This window comes from Terriglobia bacterium (genome assembly GCA_020073495.1).
Classification (GTDB): Bacteria; Acidobacteriota; Terriglobia; order Terriglobales; family Acidobacteriaceae; genus JAIQFD01.
The window spans coordinates 206047-228429 of the sequence record JAIQFD010000003.1; the positions used below are offsets into that span (position 1 = coordinate 206047).

The 22383-nt window shown below is 61.7% G+C and carries 16 protein-coding genes; 13 read left to right on the top strand and 3 right to left on the bottom strand.

The annotated features are described in order from the left end of the window. Window positions 1–33 precede the first annotated feature (33 nt). Together LAN37_08325 and LAN37_08330 are read right to left on the bottom strand one after the other, a co-directional pair. Window positions 34–273, bottom strand: a complete 240-nt coding sequence (locus tag LAN37_08325; protein ID MBZ5647211.1) for a hypothetical protein — start codon at window positions 271–273, stop codon at window positions 34–36. Window positions 274–404: 131 nt separating this feature from the next. Next, window positions 405–2309 (bottom strand): polysaccharide biosynthesis protein, encoded by a 1905-nt coding sequence (locus tag LAN37_08330; protein ID MBZ5647212.1) that lies wholly within the window; start codon window positions 2307–2309, stop codon window positions 405–407. Between the two features lie 689 nt (window positions 2310–2998). Here LAN37_08330 and LAN37_08335 point away from each other — a divergent pair. The 7 genes from LAN37_08335 (at window position 2999) to LAN37_08365 (ending at window position 13598) form a co-directional block, all read left to right on the top strand. After that, window positions 2999–4282, top strand: coding sequence for a FecR domain-containing protein (locus LAN37_08335; GenBank protein MBZ5647213.1), 1284 nt, complete (start codon window positions 2999–3001; stop codon window positions 4280–4282). 250 nt (window positions 4283–4532) lie between these two features. Further along, on the top strand, window positions 4533–5534 hold the full coding sequence (locus LAN37_08340; protein MBZ5647214.1) for a rod shape-determining protein: 1002 nt from the start codon (window positions 4533–4535) through the stop codon (window positions 5532–5534). A gap of 82 nt (window positions 5535–5616) precedes the next feature. Next, window positions 5617–6660 carry a rod shape-determining protein MreC gene (gene mreC / locus LAN37_08345; protein ID MBZ5647215.1) on the top strand — a complete coding sequence of 348 codons (1044 nt, stop codon included), beginning with the start codon at window positions 5617–5619 and terminating at the stop codon, window positions 6658–6660. Next, a complete protein-coding gene (gene mreD, locus LAN37_08350; protein ID MBZ5647216.1) occupies window positions 6657–7181 on the top strand; it encodes a rod shape-determining protein MreD in 525 nt (174 codons plus the stop codon). The genes mreC and mreD overlap by 4 nt, the downstream gene beginning before the upstream one ends. A gap of 139 nt (window positions 7182–7320) precedes the next feature. Further along, complete coding sequence (gene mrdA, locus LAN37_08355; protein ID MBZ5647217.1) at window positions 7321–9369, top strand: penicillin-binding protein 2; 2049 nt, start codon at window positions 7321–7323, stop codon at window positions 9367–9369. Continuing rightward, window positions 9370–10464 carry a rod shape-determining protein RodA gene (gene rodA / locus LAN37_08360; protein MBZ5647218.1) on the top strand — a complete coding sequence of 365 codons (1095 nt, stop codon included), beginning with the start codon at window positions 9370–9372 and terminating at the stop codon, window positions 10462–10464. It begins immediately after the preceding gene. Between the two features lie 407 nt (window positions 10465–10871). Continuing rightward, complete coding sequence (locus tag LAN37_08365; protein ID MBZ5647219.1) at window positions 10872–13598, top strand: Rne/Rng family ribonuclease; 2727 nt, start codon at window positions 10872–10874, stop codon at window positions 13596–13598. A 150-nt stretch (window positions 13599–13748) separates the two neighbouring features. Here LAN37_08365 and LAN37_08370 read toward each other — a convergent pair whose 3' ends face one another. After that, window positions 13749–14330, bottom strand: a complete 582-nt coding sequence (locus LAN37_08370; protein ID MBZ5647220.1) for a TIGR00730 family Rossman fold protein — start codon at window positions 14328–14330, stop codon at window positions 13749–13751. A gap of 644 nt (window positions 14331–14974) precedes the next feature. Here LAN37_08370 and LAN37_08375 point away from each other — a divergent pair. From LAN37_08375 to LAN37_08400, 6 genes are all read left to right on the top strand, one after another. Next, a complete protein-coding gene (locus LAN37_08375; protein ID MBZ5647221.1) occupies window positions 14975–15997 on the top strand; it encodes a DNA cytosine methyltransferase in 1023 nt (340 codons plus the stop codon). Then, the gene (locus LAN37_08380) at window positions 15997–18876 is read left to right on the top strand and encodes an ATP-dependent helicase (protein MBZ5647222.1); all 2880 of its coding nucleotides are present in this window, start codon (window positions 15997–15999) and stop codon (window positions 18874–18876) included. Before LAN37_08375 ends, LAN37_08380 begins: the two co-directional genes overlap by 1 nt. Beyond that, on the top strand, window positions 18869–19279 hold the full coding sequence (locus LAN37_08385) for a very short patch repair endonuclease (GenBank protein MBZ5647223.1): 411 nt from the start codon (window positions 18869–18871) through the stop codon (window positions 19277–19279). Before LAN37_08380 ends, LAN37_08385 begins: the two co-directional genes overlap by 8 nt. Window positions 19280–20496: 1217 nt before the next feature. Beyond that, the gene (locus LAN37_08390; protein ID MBZ5647224.1) at window positions 20497–20709 is read left to right on the top strand and encodes a helix-turn-helix domain-containing protein; all 213 of its coding nucleotides are present in this window, start codon (window positions 20497–20499) and stop codon (window positions 20707–20709) included. Between the two features lie 10 nt (window positions 20710–20719). After that, window positions 20720–21769 carry a pilus assembly protein PilM gene (locus LAN37_08395; GenBank protein ID MBZ5647225.1) on the top strand — a complete coding sequence of 350 codons (1050 nt, stop codon included), beginning with the start codon at window positions 20720–20722 and terminating at the stop codon, window positions 21767–21769. Further along, window positions 21766–22341 (top strand): PilN domain-containing protein, encoded by a 576-nt coding sequence (locus LAN37_08400; GenBank protein ID MBZ5647226.1) that lies wholly within the window; start codon window positions 21766–21768, stop codon window positions 22339–22341. Before LAN37_08395 ends, LAN37_08400 begins: the two co-directional genes overlap by 4 nt. The last annotated feature ends 42 nt before the right edge of the window (window positions 22342–22383 follow it).

A 22383-nucleotide genomic window follows, 5' to 3' on the forward strand; every position in this document is an offset into this window, starting at 1 on the left:
AGACTTGGAAATCGAAGAGCGAACGATCGTTCGCTAATCGAGCACTTCTTCAACCAGGAGCAGCCAGAAGAGGAAAGTCGCGAGGGTGACCACGACGGCGGCCAAGACCTGCTTCCACTGCGTGCGCCGGCGAGGGAGCCGCCAGCGCCAGTGCGCGCCCAGCGAATCCTTCCAATCGTGAACCTGCGAAGCAGGCTTGCGCGATCGCCGCAGCAGGATCGGACCCGGCCGCTTCTCATGATTCGGTTCGGGGGTGGGCAGTGGGCTGGCCACGCGCAGATGGAGTGCATCGCGGCTGCCAATCCCGAGACATTCATGGGACGTGAGTTAGACGCGCTCCGGGTCGGCCCGCGCTCTCCGTTTCGGGAATATGTTTCGGATGAGGAATCGGTGCGGCGACCCGGCTAAACGGTGGCGGCCTTCGCCGGTTTGCGGAAGCCGATGGGCATGGCCTCCAGCAGAGCGCGGACGCTTTTCTCGTCGTGCGCGATCGCCGAGGCTTCCAGCCGCTCCAGAGCTTCCTCGAAGGCCCCCGGCGCCTGACGCGCTTCGATGGCCATGACGCGCGGGAATTCGGTCGAGATCACGCTCGCTTCATCCGCCCACAGCTTTTCGGAAAGCTTTTCCCCCGGCCGCGCGCCAACGAAGCGGATCTCGACGTCTTTGTCCGGGCGCAGACCCGACATCTCCACCAACTTGCGCGCCAGGGCTGTGATCTTCACCGGGTCGCCCATATCCAGCATATAAATCTCGCCGTTGGAGCCCAAGGTTGCGGCCTGAAGCACCAGTTGCACGGCCTCGGGGATGGTCATGAAGTAGCGCGTCATCTCCGGGTCGGTGATGGTGAGCGGCTGGCCGGCGGCGATCTGGCGAAGGAAGATGGGAACCACGCTGCCGCGGCTGCCGACCACGTTGCCAAAGCGCACGCAGGCCATGCGGGTGTCGCCGCGGCGCCGGCCGATCCGGGTGGCGTGCGACTTCACCAGCAGCTCGGCCACGCGCTTGGTGGCCCCCATGATGCTGGTGGGTTGCACCGCCTTGTCTGTGGAGATCATGAGGAAGCGCTCGGCGTGGTAGCCGATGGCGGTCTCGGCCACCTCGCGCGTGCCGAAGACATTGTTCAGCACCGCTTCGCAGCAGTTCTCCTCCATCACCGGGACGTGCTTGTACGCCGCGGCGTGCAGCACCACGTGCGGGCGGTACCGTTCGAAGATGCGCTGCAAGCGGACGCGATCGCGGATGTCACCGACCAGCGGGAACAACTGCGCCTTGAGGTCCACGCGCCCCTTCAGTTCGCCGTGGATCTCGAAGATCGAGTTCTCGTCCTGGTCGAGCAGGATGATAGAGGCCACGGGCAGGCCGGCCACCTGCCGCGCCAGCTCCGCCCCGATCGATCCCCCGGCGCCGGTGATGAGCACGACGCGGCTGCGGAAGGCGTCCACCACGTTGGGATGAGGCTCGGCGAGAACGCTGCGGTCCTGGAGAACGTCTTCCGGACGGGGCGAAGCGGAGACGCGCACGTCGCCCTTCAGCACATTGGCGGCGGAGGGCAGCAGGCGCACATCGACCCCGAACTCGGTGGCGGTGGCCACCATGTCGCCGATGGAATGGAGGCCGGCATCGGCGATCATCACCAAGTCGACCGCGCCGCCGGCGAGCAGACGCCCCAGCGCGGCGGGTTCGTCGAGCACCCAAGAGCCGCCGATCCGCAGCCCATGCAGCTTGGAGTCGGGGGCAAGCAGGCCGACCACCGAGATCTCAGGGTGGGCCGTGATGTGGCGCAGCGCCGCCGGAAGCGAGTCCTCGGTTCCGACGATCAGGGCCCTCAGACGCGGCCCGCCACCGCGTGCAGCCTCGAAGCTTAGCCGCCGCAAGGCCCGCATCCCCGCGGCCAGTCCGACGAACATCAGGTACTCGATGGTGATCACGCTCACCGGCACCTGCGCCACCCAGAGCGACCGCCAAAGGCTGTAGCGGATCAGGGCCAGGAATATGGTCGGCGGCATGGCCGTCACCGCCAGAACGATGCCGTCGTGCATATTGAAGTAGCGCCAGATTCGGTCGTATCCGCCCAGCGCCCACATCAGAGCGGGCCGGATCACCGGCAGGACCAGCATCCACGCCCACATCACGCTGCGGTGACCTGCTGGGACCGCACTGTCGAAGCGTAATTGGTAGGCCAGGTACAGGGATGTAGCGCAGACGGCGGCGTCGAGCGTGAATTGGGTAGTGTGGCTGAAGACGCTGCGCGGAAGCGAATCGACTATGGCCTGGATTCGGGAAGCTGCCGCCCGCTCCAGACGGGACATCCGGCTGGGCCGATCCTCTGCCGAATTCGCCAGCGGAGTCTCGGGGGCGCCCATTTATTTCCTGCTCCGTCCCAACCCGCTGGCTACGGATCCGTCAGGGCGATCAAGCCCAGACTGCAGGGCGGAACTCGAAACTATTAAGATCTGCCAACCGACTCTACACATCTCTAGTGCCCGGAGTCTTACATACCCCTTGCCGGCTTCGCAAGTGACCGAGGTGTAAGAGTCCTTGTCACTTTTTGTCCCGAGAACCATCTAAGGGAAGAGTACTCCGATCGGGGAAGTGGGTTATGGTTATGCGTCTTGTAAAGGGTGTCTGGGCGCACACATGAAACATGACAGGTGCGAAATCTGGAAGCAGTTCACATTGGTGCTCCTCCTGTTTGTCGCGGGCGTGGCGACTGCGGCAGTGGACAAAGCCGCCCGCGAGGGTGGCAACTGGGCTCCGCCTGATGTCGACCAGGCGGTCCCGCCTGCGAAGACGCAAAGACCAAGGGGCTCACTCAGCGTTGACGCCGTTCGTTTCTCTTCCGGCAGCCGTCCCGGCTCGAGGCGCAATGGGCCCTTTCTCTCGTGACACGAGTGTTTATCAGATAGAGAACTACTCCCCGTGTTATGTACCTATTTGCGACTATGCGGCCTTAATGGTACTCTGCGCGTAAGCTGCTGTTTCCTGGTCTACGATGCCTGTGCCGCGACACAAAGTATCCGGCGTTCAAATCTCGTGGACGGTCATTACCTATCGCTCGGTCGCAATCATAATCGTGGCCGTTGCGGTGATCGCCTTCTGCATCGCCTTCATCACCTTTCCGGAGCCCACCAAGGGGGCGGTGCATAGCGCCAATGGATACTTCACCATGTTCATGGAGAAGGTCGGGCTGAAGATCGCGGAGAACGTCAGGACCCCTGCCGGCCCGAAGCAAGCGCATTTCACGGCCATCGACGGCACCGTCCGGGTGAAAAAGGTGAACAGCAATACCTGGGTGAACGGCGACTACAGCTTGCCCCTGGAGAAGGGTGACGTGGTGCAGACCGCCTCCGAGGGCATGGCCAAGGTGGTTTTCGCGGATGGCACCAATTACACCGTCAAGCAGGATTCGCTGATCGTCATCGAGGACAACTCGACCAACGCGGCACAGCAGACCAGTGTGGCCGTGCAGGTGACGACGGGCACGGTGGATCTGACCACCGCCACCTATTCGCAAGGATCGAAGTCGGCGGTGATCGTGGCCGGAGCCACCGCCACCCTGGCGCCGGAATCGACCGCCCAGGTCCGCAATGACCCGCGCGCCGACCAGCTCGAGATCCTGGTCAAGAAGGGCAGTGGCGAAGTGAGGCGCGGCGACGAAGTGGTACGCCTGACCGATTTCGAGAAGGTCGAGTTCAAAGCCGAGTCGCCGAAGATGGAGAAGACCAAGGAGATCGGCCCGCCGACCCTGATCGCCCCGGCCAACATGATGCCCATCTTCGTCACCCCGGGCGGCGCCAAGCCCGTGGCTTTTTCCTGGACCCCGGTCCCGAACACGCGCGGGTACCACCTGCGGGTGTCGCGCAACCCCTTCTTCTCGTCGCTGGTGTTCGACAAACGCGTCACCAACACCGACGCGCAGGTTTCGGGAATGTCGGAAGGCGCGTACTACTGGAGCGTGCAGTCGGTGGACGACCAGGGCAAGGACTCGGTGGAAAGCGAGAAGAACCGCTTCACCATCATTCCCAAGGGAGCACAGGATGTCGCCCTGGCGCTGGAACTGGACACGTTCGTGCAGCACGGGCATGTGATCGAGGTGCGGGGCAAGACCGAGCCCAGCGCCCGCGTCATGGTCAACGGTGAGGAGGTCCCGTTCATCGCTACGGATGGCACCTTCCACTACTTCACACCGCCGATGCCCAACGGGGAGAACGTGATCACCATCACCGCGCAGAACTCCAAGGGCGGCGTGAACACGCAGCAGAAGAAGATCGTCATCCAGTAGGAGCGCAGCCGCCCGGCCCGGACCCGGCGGGGAGAGGCATCCGGCTTGCGAGGATGGGCCCGCCGGGGTCCCCGGTAACCTCCCGACGCTACTCTTCGACTACAATGACGACAGCAACTCCGGGGTGGCCTCGGTGTGCACCAACCTTGGTAACTGGACAAAGAACTAGCCAAGAGAGAGAAGTAGGTTTATGTCATCGAACGGTTTCCACTCGTCCTCCCGAATGACCAGAATCCGGTCGCTGTTCAGCATGTTTTCCAGCGATCTGGCCATCGACCTGGGCACAGCGAACACCCTGGTCTATGCCAAGGGGAAGGGCATCGTCGTCAACGAGCCTTCGATCGTCGCCATCAACAAGAACACGGGCGAGGTGGAGGCGGTGGGCAAAGAGGCCAAGGAGATGCTGGGGCGCACGCCGGGCAACATCGTGGCCATCAAGCCCATGAAGGACGGGGTAATCGCCGACTTCAAGGTCACCGAGAAGATGCTGAACTATTTCATCCAGAAGGCGCACAACCGCAAGATGCTGGTGCACCCGCGCATCGTCATCGGGGTGCCTTCGGAGATCACGCAGGTGGAGAAGCGAGCGGTCATGGACTCCGCCTACCGCGCCAAGGCGAGCGAGGTCCACCTCGTCGAGCAGGCGATGGTGGCCGCCATCGGAGCTGGACTGCCGATCACCGAGCCCAGCGGCAACATGGTGGTGGACATCGGCGGCGGCACCACCGACATCGCCGTCATTTCTCTCAGCGGCATTGTGTACTCGCGCTCCGTCCGTATGGCCGGCAACCAGATGGACGAAGCGATCATGAATTACCTCAAGCGCAAGTACAACCTGCTGATCGGCGAGCGCACCGCGGAGCAGATTAAGATCGAGATCGGCAGCGCCTACCCCCTGGACAAGCCGCTCACCATGGAGATCAAGGGCCGCAACCTCATTGAGGGCGTGCCCAAGACCATCACCGTCGATGACAGCGAGATCCGCGAAGCGCTCAGCGAATGCGTCAGCACCATCATGAACGCCATCCGCGTGGCCCTGGAACGTACGCCGCCCGAGCTCTCGGCCGACATCAGCGATCGCGGCATCGTGCTCACCGGCGGGGGCGCGTTGCTGAAGAACCTGGATAAGCGCATCCGCGAGGAGACCGGACTGCCGGTTTCGATCGCCGACGATCCGCTGGCCAGCGTGGTGTTAGGCACGGGCAAGATGCTGAGCGATTTCAAGCTGCTGCGGAAGATCTCGATCGAGTAGTCCGATAGAGACGCCGGTAAGGGTGTCTCGACAGAAAATTTCCCCAGCCCGGCCGCGCAACATGGCCGGGCTTCTAAGCGCGATGGAGAACGTTTTAACCCGGTACCGCAACACGACCATCCTGGTCGCGGTCCTCTTCGCGCAGATCATCGGCTTGGCGGTACAGGTCAAGCGTCCCACCGAGGCCGGTCCGATGCGGCTGATCCGCTACTGGGTGGTGAGCGCCATCACTCCTCTGGAACGTGCCGTGGTCAGCACCGGGCACGGCTTCCGGAGCCTGTGGAGCGACTACCTTTACCTGCGAGGCGTGCGTTTGGAGAACCGCGCCCTCAAGGAACAGATCGACCGCATGCGCATCGAGGAGGTGCGCCTCAAGCAGGACGCCGACCAGGCCCGGCGGCTGCAGGCGCTGCTCGCGTTCAAGGAACAATTCATCTCGCAGACGGTGGCGGCGCAAGTGATCGGCTCCAGCGGCAGCGAGCTTTCGCGCGTGCTGTACATCGACAAGGGTTCGGCCGACGGCATCCAGTCCGACATGGCGGTCATCACTCCCGACGGCATCATCGGCAAGGTGCTGCGCGTCTACCACAACTCCTCGCAGGTGCTGGAGATCAGCGACCAGTCGAGCGGCGTGGGCGCCATCCTCGAGAAGTCCCGTCTGCAGGGGATCCTGAAGGGGGCCGGCTCGGGGGAAGTCTCGCTGCAATACGTGATGAGCGACGAGAAAGTCGAGCCCGGTGAGCGCGTGCTGACCAGCGGCGGCGATCGCATCTTCCCCAAAGGCCTGCCCATCGGCACCGTGACCGCCGCGACTCCGGGGCGCGACCTGTTCCTCAGCATTCGCGTGCAGCCGGCGGCCAACCTCGGCAGACTGGAGGAGGTGCTGGTCATCACCAAGATCGTGGAGAAGGAACCGGAAGCGCCGGAGCCCTCGGGTCCGGTGCGCGCCGCCGATATCCTGGCCCAGCGCCTGCCCACGGTGCAGAAGAAGGAAGAACCGGCGGCTGCCACGACCACGGCGGCCTCGCAGAACACGGCGGCCGCCGCCAAGCCCAGGATCGAATCGCCGAAACCCGTGCCGCCGCCGCAAGCCGTGCCCCAGAACAACGAGGGGACACCGCGGTGAACGTGGCCATCACCTACACCTCCCGAGAAGAGATCGAGGTCTATCGCTTCAGCCTGGTTGCGACCGTGCTGATTCCCCTGCTGGCCATCCTGGCCCAGGTTTTTCTCCCGGTGAAGTTGCGCTTCTTTTCGGTCTTCGACCTGCCCCTTCTGGTGACGCTGTTCTTCGCTGTGGCGCGGCGCAGCCAGGTCAGCGGGCTGATGACCGGCGCCATCATCGGCCTGCTCCAGGACGCCTTGACCCACCAGCCCCTAGGGCTCTACGGCATCGCGAAGACAGTTGTTGGATATGCCGCGTCGTCACTCGGGGTTAAAATCGACGTGGAGAATCCGGGGTCGAGGCTATTGATCGGTTTCGGGTTCTACTGGGTGCATCAGGCGGTGTATTTCCTGGTGGCGCGCAACATCGGAGGCCTCAGCCTGGAGTGGCGCTGGTTGCATACATTCGGCGCGGCGCTGGCCAACGGACTGTTCGCCATCGTAATGTTCGCCATTTTGGACCGCTACAAGCAGCGCGCGTGAGGGGATCTGCGATTTGCGTTTTCTGATTTGTGATTGGCGGGCCATAGCGATCGCCAATCACAGATCGCTAGAGTTGCTGCTGCATCGAATGAGAAGTAGAGACCGGCTGTAGCCAGCCGTTCTGAGTACCGGGTTCCTGATGTTCAATCGCGACGAACGAATCCCGCTCGGAAAACTGACCTTCGTTCAGTATGTCATCCTGGCCATCTTTCTGGCCCTGGGGTTCCGCCTGGCGCGTCTCGAGGTCGGCGACAGTGAGAGGTACTCGACTCTGGCGGAGCGCAACCGCGTTCGCACCATCCCCATCCTCGCTCCGCGCGGCAAGATCCTGGATCGCGAGGGCCGCATCATCGTCGATAACTATCCCTCGTTCTCCGCGCTGCTGCTGCGCGACCAGCTGAAGGACATCAACGCCGACCTGGAGAAGATCTCTGCCGGCCTGCACATGCCGTTGCCGGAGATCAGGGAGCGGCTGAAAAAGTTCGCCTACGCGCCGCAATACCAGCCCATCGTTCTCAAGGACGACATCACGCCGGCGGAGCTGGCCTTCATCGAGTCGCACCGCAACGAACTGCCCGAGCTGGAGACCATCATGGTGCACCGCCGCCTGTATCCCAGGAACGGCTTCATGGCGCACGTGATCGGGTACGTGGGGGAAGTCAGCGAGGAGATGCTGAACCAGCCGGCCTATGAGCTGTATGCACCCGGCGACGTCGTGGGCCGGTCGGGCATCGAGCAGGCCTACAACGACATCCTGATGGGCAAAGACGGCTCGCGCCGCGCCCTGGTGAACAGCCGTGGCAAGGAAGTGGGCCGCCTCAGCGAGACCCCTGCGGTCCCGGGCAGGCAGCTCAAGCTCACCATCGACCTCGACCTGCAGATCGCGGCCGAGGAGACTCTGGGTGCCAGCGCCAAGAACGGCGCCATCGTCGCCATGGATCCTCACACCGGGGAAGTGCTGGCCATGGTAAGCCGGCCCACTTTTGATCCCAACGACTTCGCCGTGCGCATCACCAAGGACGAATGGAACCGGTTGATCACCGATGAAGGCAAGCCGCTTATGAACAAGGCCACCCAGGCGCAGCTCGCCCCGGGATCCACGTTCAAGATCATCATGGCGTTCGCCGGCCTGCAGGAGGGGATCGCGCAGACCTTGAAGATCAACTGTGCCGGCGGTGCCGTCTTCTACGGCCGCTTCTTCAATTGCTGGGTCAAAGCCGAGCATCGCGTCCACGGCGCGGTCGAGATCCAGAAGGCGATCTTCCAGTCGTGCGACGTCTTCTTCTACACCCTCGCGGAAAGGCTGGGCATCGGCAGGATCGCGCAGCACGCCACCGAGCTCGGCTTGGGCAAGAGAACGGGGATCGACCTGCCGCAGGAAGTCTCGGGCGTGATGCCTTCGGAAGAATGGAAGATCAGGAACTTCAAGCAGAAGTGGTACGCAGGAGAAACCATTTCAGTGGGCATCGGCCAGGGCGCGGTCGCGGTCACGCCGGTGCAACTGATGCGCGCCGTCGGCGGCATCGCCATGGGCGGCGAACTGAAGCGCCCCCACGTCGCCAACCCGACCGACCTCCCGCCCGGCTTCAAGCAGATCGGCAGCGACCAGCCGGATACCGTGAAGGTGCAGTTCGATCCGCAGAACTGGGAGACGATCACCGACGCGATGGCGCTGGTCACTCAGCCGGGTGGCACCGCGGCGGCTTCGCACCTGCAGGGCGTCGATTTTGCTGGTAAGACCGGCAGTGCACAAACCATGAGCAACGCGGCGGCGCAGCGGCTCGGCCACAGCCGCTCGGTGAACGACACCGGCTGGTTCGTCGGCTTCGAGCCGCGCCGCAACCCCAACATCATCGTCGTGGTGCTGATGGAAGAAGGCCAGCACGGGTCCCTGGCTGCGCACCTTGCCGCATCGGTCATCAAGGCTTTCGTGGACAAGCAGAACAAGCGGAACGTCAAAATGGCGCGCAACGGCGGCGCCGTCGAAGTCGCCGGCTTCTGGAACCAGCCGACGGACGAAGGCGAGGACGGGTTACAGGCTGCCCGCTTCCCCGTCAAGCTCGGCGGTTCCACGAAAACGGTGAAGTCGGCGCCCGGGCTGGAAGACGCTGCCGGCGCCGTTGCCGATCGCGCCCGCAGATTCCAACTCGACAAGCCGGCGGCCTTCGTGGCGGGAGGCAGACGCTAGATGGCGCGCTTCTTTTCCGTCCGCGACTTCGACTGGGTGCTGCTGGTCTTCGTGCTCGTCATCTGCGCGCTGGGGATCATGGAGATCTACAGTGCGACCTACACCACCAAGTTCGCAGGGGTGCACGTCAAGCAGGTGTACTGGGTCCTGGCCGGGCTGGCGGTGATGTTCCTGATGAGCCTCGTCGACTACCACGCTCTGCTCGACAGCGTGCATTGGTTCTACATCGCCGCCATCGTATCGCTGGTGGCCGTGCTCATCTTGGGCAAGAAGTACTTGGGCGCGCGGCGCTGGATCCAGTTGCCGGGCGGCCAGCACTTCCAGCCCTCGGAGTGGGTGAAGCTCATCCTGATCGTCGCCATCGCCAAGTACTTCGCCGATTCCAAGAGCGAGGAAGCTTCTCTGGCCGACATCGCGAAGGCCGGGGCGATCGTTGCCCTGCCCATGCTCCTGGTCCTGAAGCAGCCGGACCTGGGCACCGCGCTCACCTACGTGCCCGTGGCCATCATGGGGCTGTTTCTGGGCGGCATTCGCTACCGCCATGCGGCCGTCATCGTGCTGGTCGGGGCAATGATGCTGCCGCTGGTCTGGCATTACGGCCTGAAGCCCTACCAGAAGGAGCGCCTGGTCAGCTTTATGCAACCTGAGGCCGACCCACAAGGCTCTGGGTACCAGATCCAGCAATCCCTGATCGCCGTCGGCTCCGGGGGTGTCTGGGGCAAGGGAGCCACTAAGGGCTCACAAACACAGGGGTTATTCCTCCCCGTGCCGCACACCGACTTTATCTTTTCGGCATTTTGCGAGGAGCACGGATTTGTAGGTGCGTTACTCCTGCTGCTGCTATACTTTGTAGTGCTGATGCGTTTGGTCCACAACGCGCAGACAGCGCCTGACCGCGCTGGCGCGTTCGTGGTCATGGGCGTGGTAGCGGTTTTGACCTTTCATGTCCTGGTGAACATCGGCATGGTGGTCGGTTTCATGCCGGTCACCGGTATTCCGCTGCCGTTACTGAGTTACGGTGGCTCATCGGTTCTGTTCACGTTTCTGGCGCTGGGTATGGTGATGAACATCCGGATGCGCCGTTTCGTGAACTGAAAACAGCAAGTCGGCGCATTTGTTTGCGCGTAAGTCGCGCCGCCGCAAGGCGGCAGGCAGTACCAAGATTCGCTCGCCCTCGCGACAGAAAAAAAGAGGGCATCGGCCGGCCGCGAATGAAGGGCCGGAGAGAATTGAAAGAGAGAGCAGCGCCCGGTACGGGTAACGACCCCGTCGCCTGAGCTCTGGAGGAGAGCCAGTCGGCTGCGAGGTCACAAGTTCCGGTAAGGCGCGCACAGGTGGACAAGATTCCGACGCAACGCCAAAGAATCCCACTTACCCTGGATGACGGGAGGCCGCCCTGCGACCGCGCAGGGGGCCGCCGTCTGCTTCTCGTTTCCCTCCTCTCCGCTCTGTCTCGCCGCCGGTAAGCCGCGCTTCCGAAACGAAGCCGGCAGGGAGACAGCATGTCGAAAGAACTATTCGTCTCTTCGACGCCACATGAGACCAAAGTGGCGATCGTCGAAGAAGACCAGCTGGCAGAAATCTATTTCGAGCGTGAGAACGAGTACACGCTCGCCGGATCCGTTTACAAGGGCAAGGTCACGCGCGTGCTTCCGGGCATGCAGTCGGCGTTCGTGGACGTCGGCCTGGAGCGCGACGCTTTCCTGTACGTCACCGACTTCCTGGAAGAGCAGGAAGACCAGGAAGAGTTCGAGCGCATCGTCACGGAGGCGCAAGACGAGGCGGGGCACGGGCCGCGCCCGGTAGAGACCATGCCCAGCTCCGCTACGATCCTCCCGCCTGCCGAGCCGGTGGAGTCAAAGGCGCACATCGAAGCCGAAGCCAGGCCGGCGCAGCCTCAACCGCAACACGAACGCCAGGATGGCAACGACCGCAACGGCGGGCGCTGGCGCAACCGTCGCCGCCGCGGTCGCCGCGGCGGGCGCGGCATCCCCGATTCCAAGTTCGTGCCCGAGGAGCAGCGAACGGAGCCGGTAGCAGAGCGCGAGGGGGAAGCGCCGCCTCGTCCTCAGCCCCCAGCGCGGCCGCAGCCGCCACGGTTTGGCCCTCCCGCTGGGTTTCAGCCGATCATTCTGCCCGGCGAGTCCATCTCAAAGTACAGGAACCTTCAGCCCCAGCCGCCTACCGCGGCCGGTGAGACCGAGCGAGAGGCTGAGTCGCCGGCGGCGCAGCCCGAATCCATCCCCGAGACCTTCGAGCACAAGCGCAGCGCTGCTCAGGCGGAAGCCGCCCAGCATGCGCCGGAGACCGATTCAACCGTTAGCGCGACGCACCACGACGAGCCGATGGCCTTCGGCGCGGCTGCCGTTACGGAGCCTCACCGCGAAGAGCGCGGAGAGCACCATGTCGAGCCGCAGCTCGCCAACCAGGCCGAAGAAAGATTCGACCGGATGAACGTCGCCTCGGTTTTCGGCGGTGAAGCGGCCGAGGAGGAAACGTCCGAGACGGCCGAGACTCCCGAGCCGGCCCGCGCTGAAGTCCGCGGCGAAGAGCCGCGCCCGGCCGCTTTCACGCCCGGACACGGCGTCATCGAGGAAGAGGAGATCGAAGAAGAAGAGGCGGATCCCCGCAGTTTCGCCGAAGATTTTGAAGACGCCGACTACGAGGAACTCGAAGAAGAGACGCTGGAACGCGAAGGCGGCCAGCCGCACAACGCTGCGACCGTGGACATCGGCGAAGAAGTGAAACTACACACCGCCGAGTCGTTGGCCGAGGGCGAGTACGAGGAGAATGGCGAAGAGGCCGAGGGCGAGGAAGAAGAGTTCGAGGAAGCGGAAGCCGGGGTCTCCGCCGAAGGCGCCGAGCAGGAGGAAGAAGGCGCGCGCGCCGAATTGCGCGCTCCCACCGGCACCGCCGGCTACCAGCAGCGCACCACCGAGCGGCCCGGCTTCGACCGCCGTCGCGGGAGAGGACGCCGCGGCGGAAAACGCATGGGCGGCGGACCTCGCCGCAACATCCAGCGCGGCCCGCAGCCGCAGATCAGCGAGCTGCTCAAGGAAGGCCAGGAGATCCTGGTGCAGATCGCCAAGGAACCCATCGGCAAGAAGGGCGCGCGCATCACCAGCCACATCGCATTGCCGGGACGCTACCTGGTCTTCATGCCGACCGTGAACCACATCGGCGTCTCGCGCAAGATCGCCTCCGACGAGGAGCGGCAGCGCCTGAAGCGGATTCTTCAATCCGAACACCAGGGCCCGGGCGGCTTCATCGTGCGCACCGCGGCCGCGGGCGCCAGCGAAGACGATCTGCGTGCCGACGTGCGCTTCCTCATCAACCTGTGGACGGAGATCCGCCACCGTGCCGACGATGCCAAGGCGCCGGCGCTGATCTACCACGACCTCAACCTGGTAGAGCGCATCCTGCGCGACCAGGTCACGCAGAACTTCTCCCAGATCTGGGTGGACTCGGAGCAGGAGTACGAGCGCGTGCTGCGCTTCGCCAACCGCTTCCAGCCCGCCCTGGTGCGCCGCGTCAAGTTGTACAGTAAAAGCACGCCGCTGTTCGAGCAGGTGAACATCCAGGACGAACTCAACAAGGCCCTGAAGTCGAAGGTGTGGCTGAAGTCGGGCGGCTCCATCGTCATCAACCAGACCGAGGCGCTGGTGGCCATCGACATCAACACCGGCAAGTACGTGGGCCGGACGGCACGCCTCGAAGACACCATCGTCAAGACCAACGTCGACGCCATCAAGGAGATCGTGCGGCAGATCCGGCTGCGCGACTTGGGCGGCATCATCGTCATCGACTTCATTGACATGGACGAGCGCCGCAACCGGCAGAAGGTCATGCAGGCCCTCGAAGAAGAACTGCGCCACGACCGCGCGCCCTCGAAGGTGCTCCAGTTCAACGATTTCGGACTGGTCGCCATCACCCGCAAGCGGGTCAAGCAGTCGCTGGAGCGCACCCTCGGCCAGCCCTGCACCTACTGCACGGGCACGGGCCTGATCAAGTCGGTCAGCACCATCTGCAACGAGATCTATGTGGAGATGCGCAAGATCTCGAAGCAACTGGAGCGCTCCGACGTGCTCCTGCGCGTCAATCCCGAGGTGGCCAAGGCTCTCAAAGCCAACAACGCAAAGTGGGTCGCGGAACTCGAGGAACTGACCGGACGCACGGTGATCGTGAAGAGCGATGCGCTGATCCACCAGGAGCAGTTCGACATCAATTGACCGCGCTTGGCGGGCGTGAGCGAGGTGAGGCGCGCAGCGCCGAACCGAGTGGGAGCCCGCCGCGGTCATCCCGACCCTGAGCGGGGCGAAGGGGAGGGATCTCGCAGTATCAAACCTGCTTCAGATCGAGCCGCGGAACCATCCGCGGCTTTATCGTTCTGCTCGGTCGATCCATTTTTCGACCGGCTTCGGCTTCCATGCGGCGAGCGCTTCGAGAAGGTCCTCTGGCGTCCGCGATTCCAGCACCAGGGCGCGGTTCAGTGGATGGAGGAAGTGCTCTTGGACCGCGTGATCGAAGAGCGCGACCAGCGGATCGAAGTAGCCCTCGACGTTGAGCAGGCCGCAGGGCTTCTTGTGGATGCCCAGTTGTGACCAGGTGACCGCCTCGCAGAACTCCTCGAAGGTGCCGAAGCCGCCGGGCAGCGCAATGAAAGCGTCGGAGAGGTCGGCCATAAGCTGCTTGCGCTCGTGCATGGACTCGACGATGTGAAGTTTCGTGAGGCCCTTGTGCGCCACTTCGCGCGCCACCAGCGCGTGAGGGATCACGCCCATCACTTCGCCGCCGCCGTCGAGCACGGTGTCGGCGAGCACGCCCATCAGGCCGATGTTCCCGCCGCCGTAGACGAGTCCGATCCTGCGCGCCACCAGTGCGCGCCCCAGTTGTTCGGCAGCCTGACGGTAGGCAGCCCTGGCGCCGAGGTTGGAACCGCAGAAGACGCAGATGCGTTTCACGGCGACATTGTAAAGGCTCACCACAGAGACACAGAGCGCACAGAGGAGGTCGGGGGCCCCTACCCCCTGGGGGGATCAGTCGAAACAAAGGACTTGGCTCCTGATATCAAGGGGATCAGTAGACCCTTCGGCTACGCTCAGGGTCTCGGCGGCGGACTCCCGGCTGCGCCTCACGCCCGCCAAACGCCTCGACTTAGCTCCTGATATCAAGGGGATCAGGAGGGGCGACAGATACAGGCCCCCTCCCCCTCCCCTGCGATATGTCGAAATAAAGGGGTTACGCGCGGGGATATGTCGATATGTCATTTGAAAGAACTTAAGGGCGCGGCGAGCACGCCAGGGCGGACGATGGGCCCGCTACATCCAGAGTAGCAAATCGAAGGATTGTGGACGGTGGGGTCAAGAATCGTTTGTGCAGGAGAATCAATGGGTTGCGGCGCCGATAAATAAAGTTCTTGACATAGCTTAAAGCTATACAAATCCAGATTCCGCGCGTGTCTTTGTTTTCAGTAAGTTGCGGCGGGGAAAAAGACTCACCGCAAGAAACGCGGAGATACCCACCCACCGCAAACCGCGTTGGTTGGGCCACCCGCCCGACGAAAGACCTATTCGAGAGCGCAAAATCGTGCTAATAATCGAGCAAAATGCGACGGCTGAAGGCAATCGATTTGTTCGCTGGATGCGGCGGGCTAACCCTTGGTCTGAAACGCGCGGGTTTTCGCGTGGTCGGCGCCGTAGAAATCGACAAGACGGCCGCCGACACGTACGCGAAGAATCATCCCGAGGTGCGACTCTGGACTGACGACATAAAGAAGATCACCACGGCCGAGGTGCGCAGGAAACTTAACCTTAAGGCGGGCCAACTCGATCTCCTCGCCGGCTGCCCCCCGTGCCAGGGCTTTTCTTCGATGCGGAGGCTTAACGGAGGCCGTATCGTGCGCGACCGAAAGAATGCACTCATTCTCGATTTTCTCCGCATGGTTCGAGGCCTTTGTCCCAAGGCTGTAATGCTGGAAAACGTGCCGCATCTCGCGCACAGTCGTAGGTTTGCTCGATTCTGCCGGCAGCTTCGCCAGCTCGGCTACAACGTAGACTACGCCGTGCTGGACGCAGCGGATTATGGAGTGCCACAACGCAGACGGCGTGTGATCTGCTTCGGACTGCGGAGCGGAGAAGTGGATTTCGCCAGTCCCTCCCGCGGTGACAAAACAGTTGTAGACGCTATCGGGCATCTTCCCTTGCCAAGGCGAAGCCATGACCCAATCCATAATGTTGCTGAACACCGCAGCAAGCAGGTGCGTGACATGATTCGCAGGATACCCAAGAATGGCGGCAGCCGCTCCGATCTGGGAGCGAAAGCCCAGCTTAGGTGTCACCGCGACTGCGACGGGTTTAAAGATGTGTACGGCAGGATGGCATGGCGAAGTATCGCCCCGACAATCACGACCGGATGCTTTAACCCTTCTAAGGGGAGATTTTTGCACCCGTCTCAAAACCGTTGCATCACTATGCGCGAGGCGGCCCTACTACAAACATTCCCACGCCGCTATTACTTTCCTGCCGACGCTGGGAAGGTGAAGCTCGCCGTACTCATCGGGAACGCTCTACCACCGGAATTCATCAGGAGACATGCGGTCCAGCTCAAAAAGTCGCTGACGCGCAGGTAATGCCAATTACCTACACCCCCGAGCAACTCAACGCCATCGGCCACCGGGGCGGCAATTTGCTCATAATTGCTTGTGCTGGATCCGGCAAAACAGAAGTGATTTCCCGTCGTATTGCTCAACTCGTCCAAGAGGGAGCAGACCGTCGCTCGATCGTGGCGTTTACTTTCACTGAGAAAGCCGCCGCAGCGCTCAAAGCTCGAATTCGAAAGCACCTTGAGGAGCTACTTCCCGCTGACCCTTCGCTCGGTGACATGTACGTCGGCACTATTCACAGTTTCTGCTTGCAGGTCCTGAAAGAGCTGGACCCTAGTTACAGAAATTTCGAAGTCATTGATGAAGTTCGCCAAGCGGCACTCATTTGTACGCACTTCAACGACGCCAATGGTCGCGGCCTCGGCTTGGACCACCTGCGGCACCTCGTTCGAACCAACGGCTTCTTCGACACAATTCGAGCGTTTACACGGTCGTTGACCGCAATCCACCTCGAATCCATTGATATCCGCCATTTGGGGGACGCGCATCTCCGGGAAGCCGTCGAGCGCTACAACAACCTTACGCGGCAGCGGCCGAACTACTACTTAGATTTCGACGGGATTATCGATGAAGCTGTCCGCAAACTCCGGACGGACCCTGAAGCGCTTCGCACAGCGAACAACAGATTCAAGCACGTTGTCGTCGATGAGTACCAAGACATTGACCCTAGGCAGGAAGAGCTGATTACCCTGCTGTCTCGACGTGCCGATTCGCTCTGCGTGGTTGGTGACGACGACCAATCCATTTACGGGTGGCGCGGTGCCGATATCACCAACATTCTGAATTTCCATCGGAGACATGCCCCGGTCCGTCGCATTCAGCTGGTCGACAACTTTCGGTCAACCCACGCAGTTGTCGAGGTCGCGAACGCTGCCGTGCGGCGGTTGGGAACCCGGCTCGATAAGGCGATGGTAGCCCGACACTGGGAACGGCAAGGGCAGGACGACATCCTAGTGGAAACAATGGCAGAACACGGCGACGTGCATCGGCAGACCTTTGCAACCGAAGCCGAAGAGGCGGGGTACGTAGCAGATCGCATCCTCGCACATCGCGGCTCCGCCCTTGGTTCCGGCGAGCACGCCCGGGGCCTTGATTGGGGAGACATGGCAATTCTCCTCCGGAGTGTCCGAACGTCTGCGCACACCTTTGTTGAAGAGTTGAGTCGCCGCCGAATTCCACATGTGGTGAAGGGGACAGCGGGACTGTTTGACCACCGTGAGGTCCAGTTGGTCCAGGCCGTCTTCTGTTTCCTTGCTGGAATGGATTTTTCCCGGCGGAGCGACGGAAACTTCGTCCAGCTGGATGAACGACAAACAAGAGAGTTCATCCGAACGACACTCGAGGCCATGCGGGACGAGGGCGACGCACCTAACTCGGATTCCGCCCGCTTTCTTGAGTGGCTCGCTGCCCGGCGCAGGTTGTTACAACAAGCCGCGCTTCCGCGAGACCGCCGGCCGGCACGTGTTGCTCGCCGAATATATCCACAAACCATCTTCCACGAAATGTTGGAGGCGCTGGGGACAAACAGGGGGCCCACCGCGTGGCCGGATCAGATTTTGTTCAATCTTGGAAGATTTAGCAATCTGTTGACGCAGTACGAAGCAGTCCACCAATGGGTTACGCCAGGACTTCTATTCGGCTTGAACATTTTCTTGAATGGATGGGCATCTGGGACCGCCGACGAAGGAGGTCAAGACGATCCAACAGTGGTCAATGCGATACAGATTCTGACCATCCACGCCGCCAAGGGACTTGAATGGCCGGTTGTGTTCATACCCAGCGTTTGCTCCCGGAGATTTCCGAGTTCGATGCGGACTCGCGGCACGGAGGTCCTCCTTAACCCCGCCGAATACAATGCGCAACGCTACATTGGGGGCGACGATGGTGAGAGGCGCTTGTGGTATGTCGCTTTGACGAGGTGCCAAAAGTTTCTCCACGTCACATCCGTGGATCGCCGAAACTGCCGGCCTACGGAATTTCACCGAGAAATTCGCCACGATTACGTGAGAGACGACGGCGTTGATCCTTCTGCCCCGCGACCTGTTCTTCCGCCCCGCCGACCCATCGAAACGGAATATCTGCCGACGAGCTACTCCGACCTGAACTATTTCTGGGAATGCCCCTTCGACTATCGGTTGCGTAAGTTAATGGGCTTTGGTCCGACAATCGGACAAGAGTTCGGTTACGGCGAGCAGATTCACAATTTGTTGGCTGCTATTCATGAACGCGCGCGTACTGGGCCTGTGACGCGCGAGTGGGTTGAACAGTTGGTAGATACGCGCTTTAACTTGCGCTATACGAGAGATGAGCCTCTGGATCGCATGCGCGACGCCGCGAAGCGAACCCTCGTCGGTTACGTAACGCAATTTCCGGACGTGGCGAACCTTGTCTTTGAAGCTGAAAAGCCATTCGAATTCATGCTAGAAGATGCTCTGGTGACCGGCACAATCGACTTGCTCGAACGAGTCGAGGGTGCTGCAGGCGAACGCGTACCGGTCGGCGTCGTGGATTTCAAGACAGGTCTACCTGACGATCCCGACGACCTCCAAGCTCGTATTGAAACCGTTGATCGCCAGCTTCGTTTGTACGCTATTGCCGTTCGGAGGGCTCTCAATTTAGACCCAAGACGAGCCGTTGCACACTTCATGTCCCCGGATCGGCAGCATGTACGCCAAGAAATTGATATAACCGAGCCGCGACTGGAAGACATCCGCCAGCAAGTGCGAGATGCAGTTATACAGATCAAGGCTGGAAATTTTCCCCGCAGACCTTGTGCTCGGGATCGATGCCCGACCTGCGATTTCCAGCGCATCTGTCCTGGGCGAGAACGAGGCCCTCATGCCTGACAACCTCACCAAAGCCCAGCGCAGCCACTGCATGTCACGGGTCCGCACGGCAGAAACTGACATCGAGAACGCCGTCGCTTCGGTTGTTCGAGGGCTGAAACTGCGGTTCCGCCGGAACGACAGTCGCCTTCCAGGAAAGCCCGACATCGTTGTCCCTGCTCATAGGCTTGCGATTTTTGTCGACGGCGATTTTTGGCATGGCTACCGGTTTCCGCAATGGTGTCACAAGGTTTCGCCCTTCTGGAGAACGAAAATAGCCCGCAACCGCAGGCGCGACCAGCGGAATTTTGCGAAGTTGCGACGGTTAGGCTGGCGTCCCGTCCGGATTTGGCAGCACGACATCGAAGCGGGGTCGGAAACTGTAGCGAAGAAACTTCGTGTCAGGCTGTATTCCACCACTTGACCTCACAGCGAGCTGCGAGGCACGTCACCTGTCAAGACGTACGCGCGTCAAGAATCAGGCCTTAGCTTAGGATTGGCGGTAGTGTTCTGCCGTCCCTACGGGACTCGGGATCTATTTCGGACCTGTACCCCGGGCTTGCGCCCGGGGCTAAATTCTTACGCCCGCTAAAGCGGGCTCTTCCTCTGAAATGAAACGTCTACCCCGGGCTTGCGCCCGGGGCTAAATTCTTACGCCCGCAAGGCGGGCTCCTCAGCGGCTAAAGCCGGTACTAATTTGGATGGGGAAAGCGGCACTGAAGTGCCGCACTACCTCATCGTTACGCCCGCTAAAGCGGGCTCTTCCTCTGAAATGAAACGTCTACCCCGGGCTTGCGCCCGGGGCTAAATTCTTACGCCCGCAAGGCGGGCTGTGCCTCGGATGAATGCTCCGCCCCTTGTTCGCGGACTGAAGTCCGCGAATCCCGGATCGCGGAGCGAGTCAGGGCTAAAGTCCTGACCTACCGAGCGCGGGCCTACCGCCCGGGGCTCCGTTCTTATGCCCGCTAGAGCGGCCCTTCGGCTTCGCTCAGGGCTCGGCTCCTGGGGAGCCTCGGCTTCATACCTCAGCGGCTAAAGCCGGGGGATTTTGGGAACGCGGCACGCGGCACTGAAGTGCCGCACTACCTCCGCGTGCTCGATGCGGAAGCGCAATTGATCGCCTCGTTCTCTGTGCGCTCTGTGTCTCTGTGGTGGGCCCTTTCTCCCTCCGCGTGCATTCGCGCGGCCAATGGATTTCTCTGCGCTCTCGGCGTTCTCGGCGGTGAAAAATGATCGATGACAGCCGAGGGCGGCTGTCCCACACACTCCCACACGGTCAGGTCCGGTTGCCAGCGCCTCAGGCCCCTTAGTTACTCCTCCGACAATTTTTGTACCCGATGCATCAACACCACTACCCCTAGTGGTCAATCCTTCGGAACGCCACGAAATATGGGCACTTAGGGCGAGTGAATACCCATTCAGAGCGGTAGATATCCAAGAAAACCGGAAGAAACGGGAAAGACTTCCTTGACACTACCGGCAGTGACACTGCTATAACTCGCACCGCAGACGTTTCCCCCCGAGAAAGCAGAGGATCTCTTCCTCACAGGGCCCGGCCGTTCGGAGGCCGCCCCGCAAGAAACGCGGGCAGTTTGATCTGTGGAAAGGGCACAAGCAGCTATGGCCGATTCGAGAGAAGTAATGAATATTCGGCAAGCTTCGCAGTATTTGGGCGTGAGTCCGGACACGCTTTACAAGTACGTGTACGAGGAAAAGATTCCTGCCTTCAAGCTGGGGAACCGTTGGAAATTCAAGAAGACCATCCTGGACCAGTGGATGGAGCGGAAAAGCACGCTCGGCGAAGGCCGAGGCAAGAAGAAACCCAAGGCCGCGCGGGCAGCCGCGGGTCACTAAGGCGGGTCGCATGGGTCTATTCGGTGGAGCGAAAACGATCGTGGGCCTGGACATCGGCTCGAGCAGCATCAAGGCAGTCGAGCTGAAGAGGGCCAAAGGGGAGATCCAGGTGGTGCACGTGGGCTTCGAGCCGCTGGGGTCCGACATCGTGGTGGACTCGATGATCGTGGACTCGGGCAGCGTGTCCAGCGCCATCTCCAAGATCTTCAACGACAACAAGATCACCTCTAAGGCGGTGGCCACCTCGGTGAGCGGCCACTCGGTGATCGTGAAGAAGATCGCCATGCAGTCAATGTCGGACCAGGAGCTGGCCGAGAGCATCAACACGGAAGCGGCGCAGCACATCCCCTTCGACATCGCCGACGTGAACATCGACTACCAGATCCTGAGCGAGGACACGACCGGCCCGCAGATGGACGTGCTGCTGGTGGCGGTGAAGAAAGACAAGATCCTGAACTACACGAACGTGCTGTCGCTGGCGGGGAAGACCCCAGCCATCGTGGACATCGACGCGTTCGCCTTGCAGAACTGCTACGAGTTCAACTATGACCCGGCGCCCGGCTCGACCGTGGCCCTGCTCAACATCGGCGCCAGCGTCATGAACATCAACATCGTGAAGGGCACGATGCCGCTGTTCACCCGCGACGTCTCGGTGGGCGGCAACCAGTACACCGATTCGCTGCAGAAGGAACTCGACCTCAGCTTCGACGACGCCGAGAACCTGAAGCTCGGCCAGAAGGTCGGTACCGTCAGCGAAGACGCCAAGATGCCCATCCTGCAACAGGTGACCGAGATCATCGTGCTGGAGATCCAGAAGACCTTCGACTTCTTCCGCGCGACGGCGAGCGGAGAGCACATTGAGCGGATCTTCCTGGCGGGCGGGTCCTCGGTGGTGCCGGGGCTGATGGAGGCCCTGCGCCAGGAGTTCTCCTTGCCGGTGGAGATCCTCAATCCCTTCCAGAAGATCAACCCTGGCGGGGCATCGGAATTGATCGAGAAAAACGCGGGACAACTCGCGGTGGCAGTGGGATTGGCCCTCAGGAGCTTTGAAACCCTATGATCCGCATAAACCTGCTCGGAGTACCGAAGCCGAAAAAGGGCAAGCGTGCGGCCGTTCCGACCATGGCCGGCGAAGGGCCGAATCCGTTGTTGGTCGGCGTGGTGTTACTGCTGATAGCGGCGGTGGCCATGGGCGGCTGGTGGTGGAAACTGGATAACGACGCCAAAGCCATCGCCAAGCGGATGGAAGAGGCCAACCGCAAGTACCAGGCGCTGCAAGTGACCAAGACGAGGTACGAGGACCGGCAGAGGCAGGCCGAAGCGTACCAGCGCCGGATCAAGGTGATCGACGACCTGCGCGCAGCCCAGGCGGGTCCGGTCGAACTGCTGACCATGATCGGCGATACGGTCAACGCCACCGATGGCGTGTGGTTGGACAAGATGATCGATTCGGGCACCAGCATCGACATCCAGGGCACGGCCTTGAGCGTCCACGGGGTGGCCAATCTGATAGAGAACCTGCAGAAGTCGGGCAAGTTCAAGTCGGTGGAGATCAAGGAAACCTACCAGGACAGCCAGGCCAAGGACATGCAGGCGTTCCTATTCACGCTCAGCTGCGAGAAAAAATCGTAAGGCGGGACGGTATCTATGGCGAGCTTCAGAGATTTACCGGCA